The organism is Stenotrophomonas sp. pho (assembly GCF_006228405.1).
Classification (GTDB): Bacteria; Pseudomonadota; Gammaproteobacteria; order Xanthomonadales; family Xanthomonadaceae; genus Stenotrophomonas; species Stenotrophomonas sepilia.
The window spans coordinates 459,633-477,566 of sequence record NZ_CP029759.1 but is presented as its reverse complement, the minus strand read 5'-3'; the positions used below and the strand labels follow the sequence as shown (position 1 = coordinate 477,566).

Genomic DNA, 17,934 nt, shown 5'->3' with positions numbered 1-17,934 from the left:
CGCGCCAATTTTCACTCCCGCCGGTCAAAGCCTTGCGCCGCTTGGCATTGCCCCCATTGCACGGCTCGCTGGAAGTGCTAGAACTGGATCCGCCACACCGTCCAATGCTGATCGACGCACGTTCCACAAGGAGCCAGCCATGATTGCCTTGTTCAAGGGTTTGGGAATTCTGCTTCGCGACAACGAGCTCTACAGCAGCCCGTTCGACAAACAGGTGGCGCACTGGCGCAACCTGAGCGAGCAGCAGATCCGCGATGAAGTGGCGGTGCTGGCCCAGGCCAAGTGCCAGTGGCTGATCGCGTCGATCGTTGGCTGGCAGGCGGCCTCGCTGCTGATCCTGGGCCTGATTGCCAACTACCTGTGGCGCGACGATTTCCATATCACCTTCACCCGCGTGGTGATCGTGTTCGGCTCCTGGGTCTCGATCCTGTTCGTGATCTGGTTCATGGCCAACATGTTCGATCAGCAGGCCGGCTTCGAGCGCTGGATGAAGGCCTTCAACAGCCGCGCCCGCATCAGTTCCAAGGCCGACAGCGTCGAGCACGTGGCCGAGGCGCTGGACCTGGCCGAGCACTACCCGGAAGTGCTGGACTACAAGCAGGCGGTCACCGCCAAGCGCGAACTGCGCCACGAGGACATCCGCATCATGACCGAGATCGGCCGGATGAAGCAGCACTCCGAACTGGTCGGCCGCCTCAACCATGTGGGCGAGACCGAGCACCATCACGACCTGACACTGCAACCTGCCTACTGAGCCTTCAGGGAAGCGGGGGGACCCACACTGCCACCGTGATCACTCACGGTGGCAGTGTTCTATCGGGTCCTGGCTGACGCACTGGCGGAAGCCGTCGGGCAGGCCACGCATGGCCTCGGTCTTGCCTGCTGCAACTGCGAACCGGCGCAGCGGCGGTGTGGTACACGCCGCATCGGGGCTGCAGCCCGGATCGAGCACCAGGTAGTGGCAGGCACCACTGCTGCTGGCAATGCACTGGAAACGAGCCTCGCCATCGACGACGGTAGCCTTGCTGTACAGCGTGTCCACGCCGTTGGCGTGGGTGCGCGTGATCGAGGTGTTGCGGGACCTTTCGCAGCCGGCCAACGCCAGCACGACAATGCACGCAATCAACAGTCGGGGCATGTTCGTTCCTCGGTGAAGGGGATGCTGCTGCGGCTACATGCCGCGGAACAGGCTCATGAACGGCTGGCTGACCACCAGCGTCTCCGTGCGCCCGCGCAGGCGCAGCACGCCGCGCCCGGTATCGTCGCGGCTGACCGCCGCCACCGCCTTCATGTTGACGATGGTCGAACGATGGATCTGGCGGAAGTGCTGCGCATCGAGCACTTCCAGCAGCTCGCGCAATGGTGTGCGCAGCAGGCTTTCGCCGGTGGCGGTGACCACGGTGGTGTACTTGTTGTCCGCGCGGAAGTAGGCCACGTCTTCCAGCATGATCAGCTGCGTCTCGCGCCCGTTGCTGGCGGTGATCCAGGCCAGTGGCGGGCGCTCGGCTGCGCCCTGCGATGGGCCCAACCGCTGCAGCAGGCGCTCCAGCACGGCATCGTCCTGGCGCGTCGATGGCAGCCGCGACAGGATGCGCTCGCGGGTGGCCAGCAGGCGCTCGTCGCTGACCGGCTTCAACAGGTAATCCATCGCGCCCTGCTCGAACGCATCGATGGCGTACTGGTCGTAGGCGGTGACGAACACTACCTGGGTGCGCGGGCTCAGCTCGGACAGCGAGCGTGCCACCTCGATGCCGCTGATGCCAGGCATGCGGATATCGAGAAAGGCGATGTCCGGCTGCTTCTCGGCCAGCTGCTCCAGCGCGCTGGCACCATCCTCGCACTCGGCCACCAGCGCGAGGTCCGGCCACAGCCGGCCCAGCTGCTCCACCAGTGACTGCCGCAGCAGGTCCTCGTCTTCGGCGATCAGGGCTTCAAGCGGCATGGCTGCGCTCCTTGTGCGACTGCGGCAGGGTCATCGTCGCTGCCACGCCGCTGGGGAAGTTGGCGACGATCGCCACGCCGGCCTGCTCGCCACAGGTCAGGCGCAGGCGCTCGCGCAGGTTCTTCAGGCCGATGCCGGTACCACTGGTGCCCTGGCCGAAGCCGAGCCCATCGTCAGCCACGGTCACCGTCACGTGGTCATCGAAGCCGCGCGCCAGGATCCAGATCGTGCCTCCGCCGGGCTTGGGTTCAAGGCCATGCTTGATCGCGTTTTCCACCAGCGTTTGCAGCGCCATCGCCGGCAGGTGCACGCCATGCAGTTCGTTGGGCACCTGCACTTCCACCGCCAGCCGTGCACCCATGCGGATGCGCAGGATCTCCAGGTAGGCGCGGGTGCGTTCCAGCTCCACGCCCAGCGTGGACACCGATTCGTCCACCTGTGGCAACGAGCTGCGCAGGTACTGGATCAGGTGGCCGAGCATCTGTTCGGCCCGTGCCGGGTCGGTGCGGGTCAGCACCTGCGCATTGGCCAGCGTGTTGTAGAGGAAGTGCGGTTCCACCTGCGCATGCAACAGGTTCAAGCGCGCCACCGACAGTTCCTTTTCCACCTGGGTCTGTTCGGCCGCAGCCTGTTCGTCGCGGCGCTGGTCGGCGACGCGGCGACTGATCGCGCGGGTGACTGCTTCGGCGTTCTCGAAGTTGCTGCCCTCGTCCAGCGCCAGCAGGTCGGCCCACCAGCCAGCATCGGGTTCGAACAGCAGGGTAACGGTGCTGGTGCCCTGCCCCGGCGTGACCGTTGCCAGCACGCTGTTGCGCTTGATCGCCAGCCGCGCCGGCAGGTTCCAGCGCGACGGCTGGCGGCCATTCCAGAGGTCGACCCGGCGCACATAGGCGCGCACCTGCAGGCTGCCGGCCGAGCTTTCCACATCCTCCACGCGGGTAGTTCGGAGATTGCCGCCTCCACCACCGAGAAGGCGTGGCCGGCGTCCATCGGCAGTTCGATCTGGCGGCGCTGGCGACCGGACAGGGTGGTGGCATCCAGGCGACCGGCCACCAGCCAGACCCGGCGGATGTGGGTGATGGCACTGCCCAGCGCGGAAATGATCAGGAACATCGCCAGCAGGCCGAAAATCCAGCCCGGGCCATCGTTCATGCCACTGAAGATGCCGCTCCAGACCATGCCAGCGACGAACAGCGCCGCAGCCCAGGCCAGCAGGTGACGGAACAGAAGTGAGAGGCTGGCGAACACGGCGGCGCCTTGGAGGAAGGGGTGAGCCGAGCATAGGGCGGCCGGCCGGGCAAGCAAGCGGCCTGCGACGAAGGGCCGGAAAGTGCGGATGGAAGCCGTTATGGAAATGCCGGGAACGCGCCTGCGCATTCGCGCTGGCGCTCCCACGGCTCGCCTGCGCAAGCCGTGGGCCCCATCTCACCAGCACCCACATCCCCGCGCCTATGGCGCCGCCCCCTGACTCAGGGGACGGTTGCCCGGACCGAGTGCGGTTGCCGGCCAGCGGCCGGCACTACCGAACGCCCTTACTTGCGCTGGCCGGCGCTGGCGTCACGCACGGCGCGGAACGACTCGTCCTTGCTCCAGTTCGGCCAGGCACGGAGTTGGCCAGCTGGTTGCCCAGCGTGTACAGCACTTCCAGGTCGCGGGCGGCACCGGCGAACACCCAGTCCGGCTGCCATTCGTCGCCCTGCTGGTGGTAACGCTTGGCGGTGTAGTCCTCGGAGGCCTTCTTGCCCGCAGCCACGCCACCGTCCACCCAGTCCTGGCCGGCCGACCAGGACAGCGCCGGCACGCCACGCTTGGCGAACGGGAAGTGGTCGGAGCGGAAGAACAGGCCCGCTTCCGGCTTCGGGTCCGGCGTGTAGCGGATGTCCCAGCCCTTGGCCACGTCCTTCAGCTGGTCCAGCAGCTCGAAACGCGCGGCACCGTAGATGCCGAAGTCACGCGACGGGCCGAACGGCGCCATGCCGTCCATGTTGATCACCGCCACGGTCTTTTCCAGCGGGTACAGCGGATGGGTGGCGTAGTACTCCGAACCCAGCAGGCCCTTCTCCTCGGCGGTGACCGCCAGGAACAGCAGCGAGCGCTGCGGGCGCGTTTCCTTGGCGAAGCCACGGGCAAGCTCGAGCAGCGAGGCGGTACCGCTGGCGTTGTCCAGTGCGCCGTTGAAGATGCGGTCACCGCGCGCGTCCGGCTCGCCCACGCCAATGTGGTCCCAGTGCGCGCTGTAGATGATCGTCTCATCCGGATGGCGGCTGCCTTCCAGGCGTGCGGCCACGTTGTGCGAGGTGATCACTTCGGTCTTCACCGCGTACTTCGCGTCCAGGCTGGCGCCGGTCAGCGGCACCGGGGTGAAGTCGCGCTGCTGCGCCTTCTTCTTCAGCGCCTCGAAGTCCTGCCCGGCGGAGCGGAACAGCTCCACGGCCAGGTCGCGCTGGATCCAGCCTTCCAGCAGCGGGTGGCTTTCGGCCGGGTTGTCGCGCACCACGTCGAACATGGTGTTGGTGTTGGAACCGGCCACGGTGGCCCAGCCATAGGAGGCCGGTGCGGTCTCGTGCACGATCAGCACGCCCAGTGCACCCTGGCGCGCGCCTTCCTCGTACTTGTAGGTCCAACGGCCGTAATAGGTCATGCCCTTGCCGTCGAAATCACCTTGGCCGGTTTCGAAGTCCGGATCGTTGATCAGTACGACGGCAATCTTGCCCTTCAGGTCCACGCCCTTGAAGTCGTCCCAGTTGCGCTCCGGCGCTTTCACGCCATAGCCGAGGAACACCAGCGGGGCCTTGCTGATGTCGACGTTGCTGGCGCCGTTCATGGCGGCGCGCACGGCAATCTGCTTGCCCTGCTCCAGCGCAACAGTCTTGCCGCCCTGGTGCAGCGCCAGCTGCGGTGTGCCGACGATGTCGCCCTTGCGCAGCGGCACGGCCTGGGTCCACAGGCGCTTGCCGTCCTTGAGGTCGCCGCCCGGCTGCAGACCGGCGTCGGCAAACTGCTTGCTGAGGTAGGCGATGGTCTTCTCTTCGCCGGCGGTGGCCGGCGAGCGGCCTTCGTAGGCGTCGGAGGCCAGTTCCTTGACGTCGGCGGAGATCCGCGCGCCATCGAATTTCGGGGTGGCCGCCATCAGTGCGCTCGACACCGACAGGGCCAGCACGCCCAGTACCACTCGTTTCATTGCTCTCTCCAGCAGGGAAATCCTTCTGGAGTGTAATGGGATTCGGCAGGGCTGCGCCCTGCACCCGCCGAAGCCAGGGCAGCAGCAACAGCTGGAGCAACAGCAACAGCAGAAGCAGGCATTCGGTGGGATGGCGGGGTGGGTCCGGTTGCGGGGACGCCGTAAACCCCGCTCCGCGGTCCGGCCCAGCCGCTGGCGGCTGTGCGTTCGGGCGCTTGCGAAGCAATGCTTCGCAAGCAAAGCGCCCTCACCCTTGGGGGCTTGGCCGCGGCATTCATGCCGCGGACACCCCCGCAACCGGACCCACCCCGCCTTCGACAGATCTCTGCTGCTGTTGGTGGGTGTCGACCTTGGTCGACACGGACGGAAACACGAAGGGGTCAGAGCCCTTTCCCGGCGGGAAAGGGCTCTGACCCCATCTGTGTGTTGCTTGGGCGTGTTACCAGTTCGGGTCTTCGGCCGGGGCGGCAGCAGGCTTGGGCTTCGGCTTGGCGGCCGGGCGGGCGGCGGCTGCAGCCGGGGCGGTCGCGCCCGCAGCAGCGGCGGCAGCCGGCTTGCTGCCCAGCTTCTGGCGCAGTTCGATCTGGCCCGGACGGAAGCCGCCGCGCATCGCGTCAACGCCGTCTTCGATGGTGCCGTACGAGGTCTGTGCAGCCACGCGGTCGATGCGGATGGTGCAGCATGGGTGTTCGCTGCGGCCCAGCGAACGGCCGGTCTGCGGGTCCTTCAGTTCCTCGCCCAGGCGCACAGCCTGCCAGCGCTGGCCGGCCTGCACGGTGTCACCGCCCTGGCTCAGCACCACCTGGTCACCGTCCACCGACACCACCGACACCGGGAACAGCGTGGTGACGATGCTGGTGCCGATCTGGCCGGACAGCGATTCCATCATCGCCGCAGCCATGTTGCGGCCGTTCACCACACGCGGCAGGGTGCTCGGGCCGGTCGAGGCCAACTGGTGATCGAAGCTGTCGGACATCACCACCTGGCCGGTGGTGGCGTTGACCAGGCGCAGGGTGATGCGGCCGCCACCGGAGTATGAGGTCACCTGACGGTCGGACATGCGCAGGTTGCGCACGCTGCGCGGGTACTCGAAGCGTTCGATGGTCGGGATCAGGATCAGGTCGGTCGCCAGCTGCTGGCCGACGCGGGCAGTGTCCTGCAAACGCACGTTGCCGCTGTTGATGTGGTCGATCTCGGCCTGCAGTTCGTCGCCGAACTCGCGATCCAGCACGATGAAGCGCTGGGTCTGGGTCAGCGTGTCGGACAGGCGTGCGCGGATCGCGTCGGCCACTTCATCGGCGCTCACGCGGCCATCGCCCACGGCATAGCTGCCGGCCTTCGTACGCGGCAGCGCGACCACGATCTTCGGCTTGCCCTGCTCGTCCGGTGCGCGGTACTGGGCGATCTGGGCACGCACGCGTACCTTCCAGTAGCTGCGCATGCTGCGGTGGGTCACGTCGGAATCGAACGAGCTTGCGCCACGCTTGGCATCGACGCTGACCTTCTCGTCGTAGCGCTCCTTGACACTGGCCGAGGCACCGCCGCCCTTGGCCGTGGCTTCGCCAGAGGCGCTGGCAGAGGCCGAACCCTTGAAGCTCCAGCCTTCATCGCTGGCGCGCACGCGCGCGATGGTTTCCTCGTCCAGCTGCCGCACTTCGTCCTGCGACAGGATTTCATAGCCCAGCACCGCGCCCTGCGAGCCGGCGATCATCTGCTGGGTGAACGCGTCGGCGCGGATATCGCCGACGTGTTCGTCATCCACGTCCACATGCAGGCCTGCGCGCAGGCCCTGCATCTGGCTGGCCACGCGTACACCGTTGACCTGCGCCACCGCCGACTGCAGCGCCGCCAGCACCGCCAGTTCCGGGGTGCTGCCGATGCCGTCGGCCTCGCGCGCGACCTGGGTGGTGCCGCCGAAATCCGGCGTGCCACGCAGGGGCGCTGCTTCCACTGGCGCATTGCTGGCCAGTGCACTGGTTGCCTTGTCCTTGGCGGGTGTGGGCGCATCGGCGGCCGGGGTGCCCTGCTTGCCGCAGGCTGCAAGCAGCACGGCGGCCAGGCCCAGGCCGATCAAACGGGAGGTCGTACGCATGGGGTTGATCCTCGGATCAGATCGAGTCGAGCATCGAATCGGCGTTCGACGGCACCTTCACCTTGCTCTTCTTGGCGAAGGTCACGGCCGACTTGGTCGAGCCGTACAGGCCCTGGATGAAGCCCGGCGATTCCTTGGCCACCCATGCACCGGCAGCCAGTTTGCGGCCGACGGTGGCCATCTGGGTGGCGCCCAGGTTCTTCATGCCGGCGGTGAAGTTGCTGGCTTCGCCGCCCAGCTTCTGCGCTTCGGCAGCCGACGCCAGCAGCGAGACCAGGCCTTCGGCATAGTGCTGCTTGGATTCAGCGTTCAGCTCCGGCTGCGCGGCCTGGCGCTCGTCGATCGCGGCCTGGGCGGCTTCGCTGACCGACACCGACTTCTTCATCGCATCGACGCTGACCGAACCCGACGACAGCGCCTGGCGCTCGGCTTCCAGCAGCTGCACCTGCTCGGCCAGGCCGAAGGCACGGGCGAACGAGGTCTGGGCCTGCAGCGAGTGCGACTGCGAGCTGACGAAACGACGCACCAGTGCTTCCTGCGCGGCTTCATCCGGTGCGGCGGCGCTGGAGGCGCTGCTGCTGGAGGTACCGGTGGCGGCGCCGGCCAGGTCCTTCAGCTTGCCCAGGCCAGCGTGCGCCGGCATCGACAGGGTGGCGGCCGCGATGGCCAGGACAAGAGCGGTATTGCGGATCATGTGAGAGTCCTTTGGGAGAGACGGCCGCGGTGCGGCACGTGGGGAATCGGTAAGCCCCGGTGGATGCCGAGCGCGCTCGGCACCCACGGGGCGGCGGATCAGCGGACCGCCTTGACGTTCAGTTCGTTGATCATCTGCTGGGCGGCCTTTTCGGCAGCCAGCTGCAGGGCATTGGTACGGGCCACGGTTTCATTCGGGCCGGTGCCGGAGAACTGCACCGGGCCGACCGACGACACGGTGCGCGGGAAACGACCGGTCACATCCAGCACCTTGCCGGTGACGGTGACGAACACGCGGGTGTTGCCACTGGCCGGATCACGGTCGCGCATGCCGATGTCGAGGGTGCCGACGGCGATGTACGGAATGTTGGCTGCACGGATGCCGTTGGCGGTGTCACGCAGGGTGGCCGGGGCCAGGTCGTTGCCGGTGCTGAAGTCCTTGCGGATACGCTCGATGCTGAGCAGGCCACGCGACTCGCCTTCCACGTATTCGGCTTCAACCACTTCGTAGCCCGCGGCGCTGAAGGCCCCGGTCATCGCGGTGTTGACCTCGGCGGCGTTGGCCACCTTCCAGGTGATGTTGTCGGCGCGCGCGGTGGTGCTGCCGCCGCTGGTGACCGACACCGAACCATTCTGGTTGATGCTGCCGTTGGTGCTGACCGAGTTGCCGCGGAAGCTGTCGCCCTCACGGGTGTTCTCGCTGTAGCTGCTGCTGGCGTCGACGCGGCGGTATTCCTTGTCCTGGAACGACTGCACGGTGTCCTGCGAGCGCGCCATGAACAGGAAGGTCAGCAGCGAGCGCTGCGCGGCGGTGGCACCGGCCACGGCCGAACCCGCATCCAGCTTGGTCTGCAGCAGGGTGGTGTTGATCTCGGCACGGACGGTGACGGTGTAGGTCTTGGCCTTCTTGTCTTCGGTGTCCGACAGCTGCACCGCGCTGAGCACGTAGCGGTCGATCTCGCCGATGAACTCGGCGCGGCGCGCTTCGAACAGGCGCAGCTTGGCCGCACCGGTTTCGGCGATGTATGCCTCCAGGGCGTTGACCTTGGCCTTGTTCAGGGCCTGGGCACGGGTATCGGCACTCAGGCGCAGGCCGTAGCTGGCCGAGCCGGTGCCGCGCGAACTCGCGGTCTGCGCAGCGACCGGCGAGGCCACCACCAGCGCGATGAGGATGAGCAGGATGGTACGCATCAACGACATGACTTGATCAACTCCTGGAGGGCTTGGGTCTGCTGCTGCAACGGGCGGCCGCCCGGCTTCTGTTCGTCCAGCCAGGCGCGCGAATCGGCACGCTTGGCGGCGGCGCCGGCGAAGGCATCGAGCCCGGCCAGCAGGGTTTCGTAGCTGGCCGACCACTGGTCGACCTGCCACTGCGTGGCCGGCACCACCTTGGTGGCGCCCTTGCGCAGCGGCTGTTCGAAATAGACCTTCCCCGAGAACGGTTCGGTCACCTTGGCGGTGAAGAAGGCGCCGAACAGCATCGTCTTCATCGCCGGGGTTTCCTCGATCACGCCGTTCTTCAATGCATCGACCTGCAGGTTGATGACGTAGTCGGGTTCGGGAATCTTCAGCTGGTAGACCTTGCCGTCGGCAAAGCGGGCAGCCATCGCGCCACCGATCGCCTGGCCCGAGGCCGGCGGCAGCAGCCCGACGCCGGTGTTGGACGACAGCGTCTTGGACAGTTCATGGGCCAGCGTGGCGCGCAGCGGCGCTTCCCACTTCGGGTCGGGCAGCTTGGCGCGGACCGCGTCGGACAGGGTTACACCACCGACCTGCAGACGGCGCACCGCCGCGTCGGGCAACCTGGCCTGGGCAAGGCTGGCCGCCAGCACCTGCGACAGGCTGGTATCGGCGCCGCCATACAGCAGATCGGCGACGATCGCGTCGATATCGTCGTTGTCCGGTCGGTAATCCTGCACGTCGATGCGCTGCAGCGTGAGCGGATAGGACGCGATCACCTGGCGCTCGCGGAAGTCGAAGAACAACGCCTGCAGCGCCACTTCCACCAGCACCTTGTACTGGTCGCCGATCGGCTCGACCGAGACCAGTTCGCGGTCCAGCGCGGCGGCCAGCACGGTGGCGCTGGTGGTGCCGTCGAGCATCGCCACCGGCTGGTCGATCAGCTCCAGGTGGGCCGGTGCGCGGCGCTTGAGCGACTGCGCCAGCGTCTGGTTCAGCGGGATCAGGCCACGCCGTTCCAGCACCGCATGCGCATGTGGCGTGGTCGCCTGCACGGCGGCGGCGTCAGCGGTATAGGCAAAACCGGCCCAATAGGCCTGCTGCGATTTGTCCGCGGCCTGCACGGCCGTCGGCCATACGGCCAGGCACAGGGCACAGGCAAGCAGGCGCGCAAAAGCGCGCGATGCGCTCTTCGTCCTTGAATACATCCAACCGCTCCTCGGTCAATACGCACGGAATGCGGGCGCTGATGCGTCCGCTGGGCGCGAAACATAGCCGCTCAGGCGCGCGGCGACAAGTGCTGTCCTTGTCGGCTCAGTCCGTGGGGGGCAGGCCGGCCCGTTGCCGCAGCAGTCCGCGCTCGGCCTGGTTGTGGCTGAGCCGAGCCGCCTCGCCAAAAGCGTCACGCGCATCCTGCTCGCGCCCCAGTGCCTGCAACAGCTCGCCACGCACCACCTGCAGTGGCGCGTAGTCACGCAGGCGCGCGTCGACCAGCAAGGGCTGCAGTTGCGCCCACGCGGCGAAGGGACCGTCGCTGCGCAGGATCGCCACCACCCGGTTCAATGCCACCACTGGCGAAGGCTGCACCTGCAGAAGCTGTGCATAGAGCGCAGCAATGCGCGGCCAATCGGTATCCTCGGGGCGGCGCGCCGCTGCATGGCAGGCCGCAATGCGCGCCTGCAGCACGTAGGGATCGTCGCCACCACCCGCGGCCAGCGCACGCGCCAGCACCTGCTGCCCACGTTCGATCTGCAGCCAATCCCAGCGTGCGCGGTTCTGCTGGTCCAGCAGCACCGGCACGCCCTGCGCTTCCACCCGCGCCGCTGCGCGCGAGGCCTGCAGCTCCATCAGCGCCAGCAGGCCCAGTACCGGCGGCACCGGCAACCGATGGGCCAGGACGCGGGCCAGCCGCAGCGCTTCCTCGCACAGCGCCGGGCGCATCCAGTCGTCGCCGGCGCTGGCCGCATAGCCTTCGTTGAACACCAGGTAGATCGCCTCCAGCACCGAGGCCAGGCGCTCCGGCATCGCCTCCGCGCGCGGCACTTCATAGGGCACCTGCTTCTGCGTCAGGGTGCGCTTGGCGCGCACGATGCGCTGGGCGATGGTCGGTTCCGGCTGCAGGAACGCGCGCGCGATCTCCACGGTGGTCAGGCCACCGAGCAGGCGCAGGGTGAGCGCCACGCGCGCATCGGCCGGCAGCACGGGATGGCAGGCCACGAACATCAGCCGCAGCAGGTCATCGCCCAGGTCGTCCTCCAGCGCCTGGCTGTCATCGGGTGCCGGCAGCGCCGCCGGATGCAGTTCCTCGCCCCATTGCGCGTGCTGCTGAGCCACGCGTTGGTGCTGGCGCAGCACATCGATGGCACGGTTGCGCGCGGTGGTCATCAGCCAGGCTCCGGGGTTGTCCGGGATGCCCTGCTCCGGCCAACGCTCCAGCGCGGCCAGCCAGGTGTCCTGGGCCAGTTCCTCGGCACGGCCGACATCGCCACCGAGCAGCCGCGCCAGGCGCGCGATCAGCACTGGCGACTCCATCCGCCAGAGGGTTTCCAGACGCTGCGTCAGTGCGGGCTCGAGCATGCGCCGATCACAGCACGCACGCCCGGCCCGCACAAGCGCCGCAGCTCACGCTTCAACAATCGGCTTGAAGCCGCCCCAGAACATGCGCTTCGTATCGAACGGCATGTCCTTCGGGCCCAGCGACGCCAGTCGCGGGTCGGCCATCACCTTTGCGTTGATGCGGTCGCGTGCCGCGCGCGAGCGGAACACCACGAAGGCGACGATCACCGTCTCGCCCGGTTTCGCCTTGACCGCGCGCGGGAACGAGGTGCTCTTGCCCGGCTCCACATCGTCGGCCACGCATTCCATGTACTGCAGCGCGCCATGGTCCTTCCACACCGCGCCGGCCTTGCGGGCAAGGCGGCGGTAGGCCGCCACCTTGTCCTGCGGGCACGGCAGCACGTAAGCGTCCACGTAAGCCATGCGGGTTCTCCTGCGGCGGCCGTCAGCCCGGCTCGCCGTCCATGTGTGCGATCTCCCAGAGATGGCCGTCCAGGTCCTGGAAGCCACGCTGGTACATGAAGCCGTAGTCGCGCGCCGGCTGCGGTTCGCTGGCGCCGGCGGCCAGGGCCTTGTCCACCAACTCGTCAACGGCCTTGCGACTGGGTGCCGAGAGTGCGTTGATCACTTCGGTGTGGGTGTGCGCGTCGGCAATCGGCTTGTTGGTGAACTGCTGGAAAAAGGGCTGGGTCAGCAGCATCACGTAGATGCTTTCGCTGATGACCATGCCGGCCGCGTCGTCGTTGGTGTAGGTCGGATTGAAGCTGTAGCCCAGCGCGGTGAAGAACGCCTTGGACTTCTCCAGGTCCTGCACGGGCAGGTTGACGAAGATCATCTGCGGTTGTGGTGCACTCATCGTTGAAGCTCCTTGTGGATGACAGAGGCGGGATCAGGACTGCTTCATGCAGTTGACCATCCACGGCTTGCCGTAACGGTCGATCAGCATGCCCCAGCGATGTGCCCAGAACGTTTCGCCGATCGGCATCTGCACCTGGCCACCTTCGGCCAGCGCGGCGAACACGCGTTCGGCTTCTTCGATGCTGTCGACGTCGACATTGATGGTGGTCGAGCCGCCCTCGCCACCGCCGGGACCGTCGGCCGCCATCACGATGGCGCTGCCGATTTCCAGCTGGCTGTGCGCAACGTGGTCGAGGGTTTCCGGCGGCATTTCGTTGCAGCCCGGCGAGCCATCGGAGGGCGGCATGTCGCGGTACTTCATTTCCGAGGTGACCTGGCCACCGAGTGCCTTGGCATAGAACGCCATTGCCTCGTGGGCCTGGCCGCTGAAGCCGAGGAAGGGAATCAGTCTCATGGCAATACTCCGTTGTGCGGTTCAGGGCGATAGTGCCGGGGCGTGCCCGGCAGGGAGAGGAATCGGATCAGCCTTCCAGCTGTGCACGCAGACGCTGTTCCTGCTGCTGTAATTCGGGGGTGAAGGCTTCACCAAAGTCTTCTGCGGAGATCAGCGGACGCAGTTCCAGCGTGCCGCCCTCGCCGAACGGCGCACGGCTGGCCCATTCAACGGCCTCGTCCAGCGACCGCACCTCCCACAGCCAGAAGCCGGCGATCTGTTCGCTGGCAGGACCGAACGGACCGGCCTCGACCTTGGGTGCCCCGCCGCCGAAATGAATGCGACGGCCGCGCTGGGTGGCGTGCAGGCCTTCACCGGCCAGCATGATGCCGGCGGCCACCAGTTGTTCGTTGAAGGCGCCCATTTCGGACAGTTCCTGTTCGCTGGGCATGCGGCCGGCTTCGGAGTCGGCGTTGGCCTTCACGATCACCATCACTTTCATTTTGGTCTCCCGTGGGACGCGTGGTGCGTGCCCTTCACTGGGTACAACGAACCAGGGGGCTGGGAATCGACACGTCTGTTGGAAATTTTTTTCTTGCGAGGAAAGCGCGCCTTCGGCGAGGGTCGGCGAACGGCGGAGCCCCTCCGTGGTGGGGTGGGTTGGTCGCTGAAAGCTCGGTTCATGGGTTTGGCCGGGTGGGTAGGCGGGTCGGGGGACGCCGTAAACCCATCCATGGGGGCTTGGCCGCGGCATCCATGCCGCGGACTGATCTGGCCCCCGTCAGCGGACGCCAAGAAGCGATACTTTGATCGCACTTGGAGGTCCCTTATGTCCCGTATCACCCGTCGTAGCTATACCGATGAGTTCAAGCACCAAGCCGTGGAGTTGGCCGAGTCGCTCGGGCCTGCCGCAGCAGCCCGTCAGCTGGAGATGTCGGTCAAGACGCTGGCAAATTGGCTTGACGCGGTCCGTGCTGGCCGGTCTCTGACCTCTGAGGCTCGCAGGCCAACCACCGACCTGGAAAGCGAGATCAGCCGCCTTCGGGCCGAGAACGCCAATCTGAAGATGGAGCGGGAAATCCTAAGAAAAGCGGCGGCGTTCTTTGCCAGAGAGTCCAAGTGAGGTACGCCTTCGTCGCCAGTCAAAGGACTCACTACCCGACCAGGTTGTTGTGTCGGGTTCTTGGGGTTTCTGTCTCTGGATTCCATGATTACCTGCGTCGGCAATGTGCCCAAGCGTGCGATGCCGATTCGGCCCTGCGTACCGAGCTTCGGGCCATTCATGTGACCAGCAAGCGCAGTTATGGGCGACGTCGGCTGGTCAGGGCCTTACGAGCCAGGAATCATCCAGTCGGCCACAAGCGCGTGGCACGGTTAATGGCCGAGGAGCGAATCCAGGGCAAGACCAAAGGCCGATTCCGACCCAAGTCCTCCGGCGGCTCATCTCAGCTCGCCCCCAACCTGCTGGATCGGCAATTTGCCCCCGGAACCGGACCGACGGCGTGGGTCGGGGATATCACGTATGTCCCCACCCGCCAGGGATGGCTGCATCTGGCCGTGGTCATCAGCGTCCAGACCCGGCAGGTGCTGGGCTACAGCGTTTCCAAGCGTCTGACTGAAGAGCTGGTGGTGAAAGCATTTGCCAATGCCTGGGCTCTGCATCCACAACGACCCGGCCTGATCTTCCATTCAGATCGTGGTGGGCAGTACTGGGGGAACGAGTTTCGCCAGCTGCTGCAGTCCCATGACGTGGTCCAAAGCATGAGCCGGCCTGGCAATTGCTGGGACAACGCGGTGGCCGAGAGCTTCTTTGCGACGCTCAAGACAGAAGAGGCTGCCGAGCCTTACGCCAGTAGGGAACAAGCCAGCCAGTGCATCGCTGCTTACATCCACGGCTTCTACAATCCAGCCCGGCTACACTCGGCGCTGGGCTACCACTCGCCTAACAACTACGCCCGGCAGCTCCGGGCTGCCGCCTGAAACGGCTTCATGGCGTCCGTTTTCAGGGGGCCAGATCAGACACCCCCGCCCCGCCTACCCACCCGGCCCTGGACAGTTTCCTGCCTCCGGTACCCACCACGGGAAGATCAAGAGAAAAGGCAACAGCAACAGCAAAAGCAAAGGCGGTTGGCTGGCGGGCTCGGCTTTGCGAGCGAAGCGACCCGCTTTTGCTCTTGTTGTTGATTTCCCGTGGTGGATCGGCCGCCGGAATCTGTCTGGGGCCGGGCGGGTGGGGTTGGCGGGGTATCCGCGCCATGGATGGCGCGGCTAAGCCTCCAGGGACGGATTCACGGCGTCCCCGCCAATCCCACCCGCACGGCCCACCCTCAGGAAACCCGCTTTCAGCGACCAACCCCACCCCACCACGGAGGGGCTCCGCCGTTCGCCGATCCCCGCCGAAGGCGCGCTTCTGCGCTGCAACATGCCCGTGCGCAATCCTGCGCGATCATGGACCCCCGCCCCGCCAGGACCATGCCATGCAGCAGTACCTGCTTCTGATCTACATCGAGCCTGCCCTGCTGCAGGCCCTGCCCACCGAAGAATTCAACGCGCTGATGCGCGACTGCCTGGCCCATGCCGACAAGCTGCAGGCCGAAGGCACGCTGCTGGCCGCACAGAAGCTGCAGCCGGTCGATACCGCACAGACCCTGCGCGTGCGCGATGGACACAGCCGCGTGCTCGATGGCCCGTTTGCCGAAACCCGCGAGCTGCTGGCCGGCTTCAACCTGATCGTGGCGCGCGACCGCGACGACGCCATGCGCATCGCCCGCGACTTCCCGTGGGCACGCTTCGGCAGCATCGAAGTGCGGCCACTGGAAGACATGGACGCCGAGCGCGAACGCTGCGGCGCCCCGGCTGCGGCTATGGCAGCAGCCGTACTCTGATCTCGCGCGGGCCGACGCCTTCGTTGCCGCTGTAGTCGCGCACGCTGGCACGCACGATGTACTCGCCCGGCGGCAACGCCGCCGGCTGCCAGCGCCCGGTTTCCATCAGGCCATCACGCACGGTGTTGGTGGCCAGGTAGCGGAACCGGGTCACCGCGCTGCCATGCACGGTGATGCCGCTGTCCGGTGCGTAGGCCACGCGCACCGCTTCCCGCTGCGGCGGCATGCGGTTGAACATGATGTTCCAGCGCGGCTGCTCGTAGCCCTGCAGCGGATGTCCCGTAGCATCGAGAATCTGGTAACCCACCTGGTACATGCCCAGCCGGCGTCGTGGCAGATTGTTGTCGACCTGGTCCCAGGCCTCCACCACGATCTGCACGCCACGCCCCTGCCGCGCAACCATCACCACGCCATCGCTGCCGGCGGCCATCGGCTGGTCGTTGTCGTCCAGCAGGGCCACATCGGTGATGCGCGGTGCGAAGTGGTCGGCGTAGCCCTGGAAGCCCAGCGCTACCGCGTTGGTCTCGAAGCCACCGGTACCCACCGCCAGGTGCACGTGCGCCTGGTTGTTGATGCTGCCCAGGCGGTCTCCCACGTGGATGCGCATGCCACGGCGCACGCGCATCCGCTGCAGCTTGCCCTGCTCGTCATACAGCGCCTGCCAGCGCGCGTCGAACGGCACATCGCGCGGGGTGCGGCCGACACGCATGTGGATGTACTTGAGGCGGTCCACCGCCAGGCCCTCGGCCTGCTCGCCCAGGTTCCAGGCCGCCACTGGGCTGCTGATCTTGCCATCGGCAATCGCCAGCACGGTCTGGCCCACATCACCGCGCACGTCGAAGCCGCCATGCAGGTGGTGGCGGCTCTCACCGCTGAAGTTGCCGCGCACTTCACCCAGGGTGCCGACCACTTCGTGCCAGCCGTCCTGCGGTGCGAGCGGCCAACGGCCGCCCGTCTTCGGCAGCGCGGCATCGGCGGCCGGGCCGACCAGTGCCGGCGCCGGCAGTTCGCCCACCGGCAGCGGACGCAGGCGATGCAGGCGGTAGCCTGCGGCGTCGGCCACCAGCACGCTGCCATCGGCCTCCATCGCCAATCCGCTGGGGCGGGCCAGGCGCGGCAGGCGACCGTTGCCGACCAGTGCAATCTGGTGGCCCTGCGGCGTCACCTGCACGATGCGGCCATCCATATCCCCCACGTACAGCACGCCATCGTGGGTGGTGGCCAGCGACAGTGGCCCATTGATCACGCCGCCGCCGGCAACCACGGTGCAGACCGTGCCATCGGTCCCCACCCGGCGCACGGCGTTGTTGAACAGATCGGCCACCAGCAATGCACCCTGCGCGTCGAAGGCCAGCGCCACCGGCGTATCGAAACGCGCAGCGGCGCCCGCGCCATCGGCAAAGCCCGGCCGATCACCACCGGCCAGGGTGCGCACACTGCCATCGGTACCGATCACCCGGATGCGGTCATTGAACGTGTCCGCCACGTAGACCTGGCCCTGCGCGTCCACCGCAACGCCCATCGGTGCATCGAAGCGGGCCTGCATGGCAGGGCCATCGGCGAAGCCCTGTTCACCACCGGCCAGCGTGGTCACCTGGCCATCGGTGCCGATGCGGCGGATCGCATGGTTGCCCGTGTCGGCCACGTACAGGTTGCCCTGCGCATCGCCGGCAATGCCCGAAGGCGTATTGAAGCTGGCCTGCAGCGCAGGGCCATCGACACGGCCCTCGCCCTGCCCGGCCACGGTTTCAACGCGGCCATCGGGCAGGCGGCGGCGGATCCGGTTGTTGTCACCGGCATCGGTGAAATAGACACTGCCATCGGTGCCGCGCAGCAGTGCATACGGGTCGGCGAAGCGCGCCTGCGCGGACGCACCGTCGCGGTCGCCGGGGTGACCATCGCCGGCCAGCGGCTCGATCTGCGCAGTCCAAGCCAGCGGCGTGGGCACCGGGCCGGCAGGGCCGGCCAGCGTTTTCAGCGGGGTATCCCACCAGGTTGCAGCCAAGCCCACCGCCGTTGCCAACGCCACCCCTGCCGCCATCCATTGCCACCGTGCCATCGTGTTGCGCTGCCTCTGCCTGCTGCTTGAAGAGGCACCGACAATAGACGCTGCGC

16 protein-coding genes and 2 pseudogenes are annotated in these 17,934 nt (G+C 67.0%); 4 read left to right on the top strand and 14 right to left on the bottom strand.

Annotation, left to right across the window (positions count from 1 at the left end; genetic code table 11):
* Positions 1 to 139 precede the first annotated feature (139 nt).
* The gene (locus DL544_RS02195) at positions 140 to 754 is read left to right on the top strand and encodes a hypothetical protein (RefSeq protein WP_005415104.1); all 615 of its coding nucleotides are present in this window, start codon (positions 140 to 142) and stop codon (positions 752 to 754) included.
* Between the two features lie 39 nt (positions 755 to 793).
* Here the strand turns inward: DL544_RS02195 and DL544_RS02190 are convergent, their stop codons facing one another.
* The 13 genes and pseudogenes from DL544_RS02190 to DL544_RS02130 form a co-directional block, all read right to left on the bottom strand.
* Positions 794 to 1,138: a hypothetical protein gene (locus DL544_RS02190; protein WP_139726671.1), complete on the bottom strand. Its 345-nt coding sequence runs from the start codon at positions 1,136 to 1,138 to the stop codon at positions 794 to 796.
* Positions 1,139 to 1,171: 33 nt separating this feature from the next.
* A complete protein-coding gene (locus DL544_RS02185; protein WP_005415102.1) occupies positions 1,172 to 1,942 on the bottom strand; it encodes a LytR/AlgR family response regulator transcription factor in 771 nt (256 codons plus the stop codon).
* Positions 1,932 to 3,190 (bottom strand): annotated as a pseudogene (locus tag DL544_RS02180) (sensor histidine kinase). Before DL544_RS02180 ends, DL544_RS02185 begins: the two are co-directional and overlap by 11 nt.
* Positions 3,191 to 3,474: 284 nt before the next feature.
* Positions 3,475 to 5,123: pseudogene (locus DL544_RS02175) on the bottom strand (M28 family metallopeptidase).
* A gap of 439 nt (positions 5,124 to 5,562) precedes the next feature.
* Entirely contained in the window at positions 5,563 to 7,215 is a 1,653-nt protein-coding gene (locus DL544_RS02170) for a CsgG/HfaB family protein (RefSeq protein ID WP_139726670.1), read from the bottom strand.
* A gap of 16 nt (positions 7,216 to 7,231) precedes the next feature.
* Positions 7,232 to 7,909, bottom strand: coding sequence for a hypothetical protein (locus DL544_RS02165; protein WP_005415096.1), 678 nt, complete (start codon positions 7,907 to 7,909; stop codon positions 7,232 to 7,234).
* A gap of 98 nt (positions 7,910 to 8,007) precedes the next feature.
* Complete coding sequence (locus DL544_RS02160) at positions 8,008 to 9,108, bottom strand: hypothetical protein (RefSeq protein WP_032953880.1); 1,101 nt, start codon at positions 9,106 to 9,108, stop codon at positions 8,008 to 8,010.
* Positions 9,099 to 10,295, bottom strand: a complete 1,197-nt coding sequence (locus tag DL544_RS02155; RefSeq protein ID WP_065186678.1) for a hypothetical protein — start codon at positions 10,293 to 10,295, stop codon at positions 9,099 to 9,101. Before DL544_RS02155 ends, DL544_RS02160 begins: the two co-directional genes overlap by 10 nt.
* Positions 10,296 to 10,401: 106 nt before the next feature.
* Positions 10,402 to 11,664, bottom strand: coding sequence for an RNA polymerase sigma factor (locus DL544_RS02150; RefSeq protein WP_065186677.1), 1,263 nt, complete (start codon positions 11,662 to 11,664; stop codon positions 10,402 to 10,404).
* A 45-nt stretch (positions 11,665 to 11,709) separates the two neighbouring features.
* Positions 11,710 to 12,066: a DUF1428 domain-containing protein gene (locus DL544_RS02145; protein ID WP_032128771.1), complete on the bottom strand. Its 357-nt coding sequence runs from the start codon at positions 12,064 to 12,066 to the stop codon at positions 11,710 to 11,712.
* Between the two features lie 22 nt (positions 12,067 to 12,088).
* Positions 12,089 to 12,499 (bottom strand): VOC family protein, encoded by a 411-nt coding sequence (locus DL544_RS02140; RefSeq protein ID WP_005415091.1) that lies wholly within the window; start codon positions 12,497 to 12,499, stop codon positions 12,089 to 12,091.
* A gap of 33 nt (positions 12,500 to 12,532) precedes the next feature.
* Positions 12,533 to 12,955: a VOC family protein gene (locus tag DL544_RS02135; protein WP_139726669.1), complete on the bottom strand. Its 423-nt coding sequence runs from the start codon at positions 12,953 to 12,955 to the stop codon at positions 12,533 to 12,535.
* 67 nt (positions 12,956 to 13,022) lie between these two features.
* A complete protein-coding gene (locus DL544_RS02130; protein WP_053500761.1) occupies positions 13,023 to 13,436 on the bottom strand; it encodes a YciI family protein in 414 nt (137 codons plus the stop codon).
* Between the two features lie 327 nt (positions 13,437 to 13,763).
* On the opposite strand from DL544_RS02130, the gene DL544_RS02125 reads away from it, so the two are divergent.
* From DL544_RS02125 to DL544_RS02115, 3 genes are all read left to right on the top strand, one after another.
* A complete protein-coding gene (locus DL544_RS02125) occupies positions 13,764 to 14,057 on the top strand; it encodes a transposase (protein WP_139726668.1) in 294 nt (97 codons plus the stop codon).
* The gene (locus DL544_RS02120; protein WP_065185370.1) at positions 14,054 to 14,914 is read left to right on the top strand and encodes an IS3 family transposase; all 861 of its coding nucleotides are present in this window, start codon (positions 14,054 to 14,056) and stop codon (positions 14,912 to 14,914) included. The genes DL544_RS02125 and DL544_RS02120 overlap by 4 nt, the downstream gene beginning before the upstream one ends.
* A gap of 497 nt (positions 14,915 to 15,411) precedes the next feature.
* Positions 15,412 to 15,819, top strand: a complete 408-nt coding sequence (locus tag DL544_RS02115; protein ID WP_053499021.1) for a YciI family protein — start codon at positions 15,412 to 15,414, stop codon at positions 15,817 to 15,819.
* Here the strand turns inward: DL544_RS02115 and DL544_RS02110 are convergent.
* Positions 15,797 to 17,878, bottom strand: a complete 2,082-nt coding sequence (locus DL544_RS02110) for an NHL repeat-containing protein (RefSeq protein ID WP_139726667.1) — start codon at positions 17,876 to 17,878, stop codon at positions 15,797 to 15,799. The genes DL544_RS02115 and DL544_RS02110 overlap by 23 nt on opposite strands.
* Positions 17,879 to 17,934: the final 56 nt, after the last annotated feature.

Excerpts from the sequence above, each read along its gene's own strand:
- DL544_RS02195 (WP_005415104.1), top strand. The coding sequence starts at position 140 with ATGATTGCCTTGTTCAAGGGTTTGGGAATTCTGCTTCGCGACAACGAG.
- DL544_RS02190 (WP_139726671.1), bottom strand. The coding sequence starts at position 1,138 with ATGCCCCGACTGTTGATTGCGTGCATTGTCGTGCTGGCGTTGGCCGGC.
- DL544_RS02185 (WP_005415102.1), bottom strand. The coding sequence starts at position 1,942 with ATGCCGCTTGAAGCCCTGATCGCCGAAGACGAGGACCTGCTGCGGCAG.
- DL544_RS02170 (WP_139726670.1), bottom strand. The coding sequence starts at position 7,215 with ATGCGTACGACCTCCCGTTTGATCGGCCTGGGCCTGGCCGCCGTGCTG.
- DL544_RS02165 (WP_005415096.1), bottom strand. The coding sequence starts at position 7,909 with ATGATCCGCAATACCGCTCTTGTCCTGGCCATCGCGGCCGCCACCCTG.
- DL544_RS02160 (WP_032953880.1), bottom strand. The coding sequence starts at position 9,108 with ATGTCGTTGATGCGTACCATCCTGCTCATCCTCATCGCGCTGGTGGTG.
- DL544_RS02155 (WP_065186678.1), bottom strand. The coding sequence starts at position 10,295 with ATGTATTCAAGGACGAAGAGCGCATCGCGCGCTTTTGCGCGCCTGCTT.
- DL544_RS02150 (WP_065186677.1), bottom strand. The coding sequence starts at position 11,664 with ATGCTCGAGCCCGCACTGACGCAGCGTCTGGAAACCCTCTGGCGGATG.
- DL544_RS02145 (WP_032128771.1), bottom strand. The coding sequence starts at position 12,066 with ATGGCTTACGTGGACGCTTACGTGCTGCCGTGCCCGCAGGACAAGGTG.
- DL544_RS02140 (WP_005415091.1), bottom strand. The coding sequence starts at position 12,499 with ATGAGTGCACCACAACCGCAGATGATCTTCGTCAACCTGCCCGTGCAG.
- DL544_RS02135 (WP_139726669.1), bottom strand. The coding sequence starts at position 12,955 with ATGAGACTGATTCCCTTCCTCGGCTTCAGCGGCCAGGCCCACGAGGCA.
- DL544_RS02130 (WP_053500761.1), bottom strand. The coding sequence starts at position 13,436 with ATGAAAGTGATGGTGATCGTGAAGGCCAACGCCGACTCCGAAGCCGGC.
- DL544_RS02125 (WP_139726668.1), top strand. The coding sequence starts at position 13,764 with ATGTCCCGTATCACCCGTCGTAGCTATACCGATGAGTTCAAGCACCAA.
- DL544_RS02115 (WP_053499021.1), top strand. The coding sequence starts at position 15,412 with ATGCAGCAGTACCTGCTTCTGATCTACATCGAGCCTGCCCTGCTGCAG.
- DL544_RS02110 (WP_139726667.1), bottom strand. The coding sequence starts at position 17,878 with ATGGCACGGTGGCAATGGATGGCGGCAGGGGTGGCGTTGGCAACGGCG.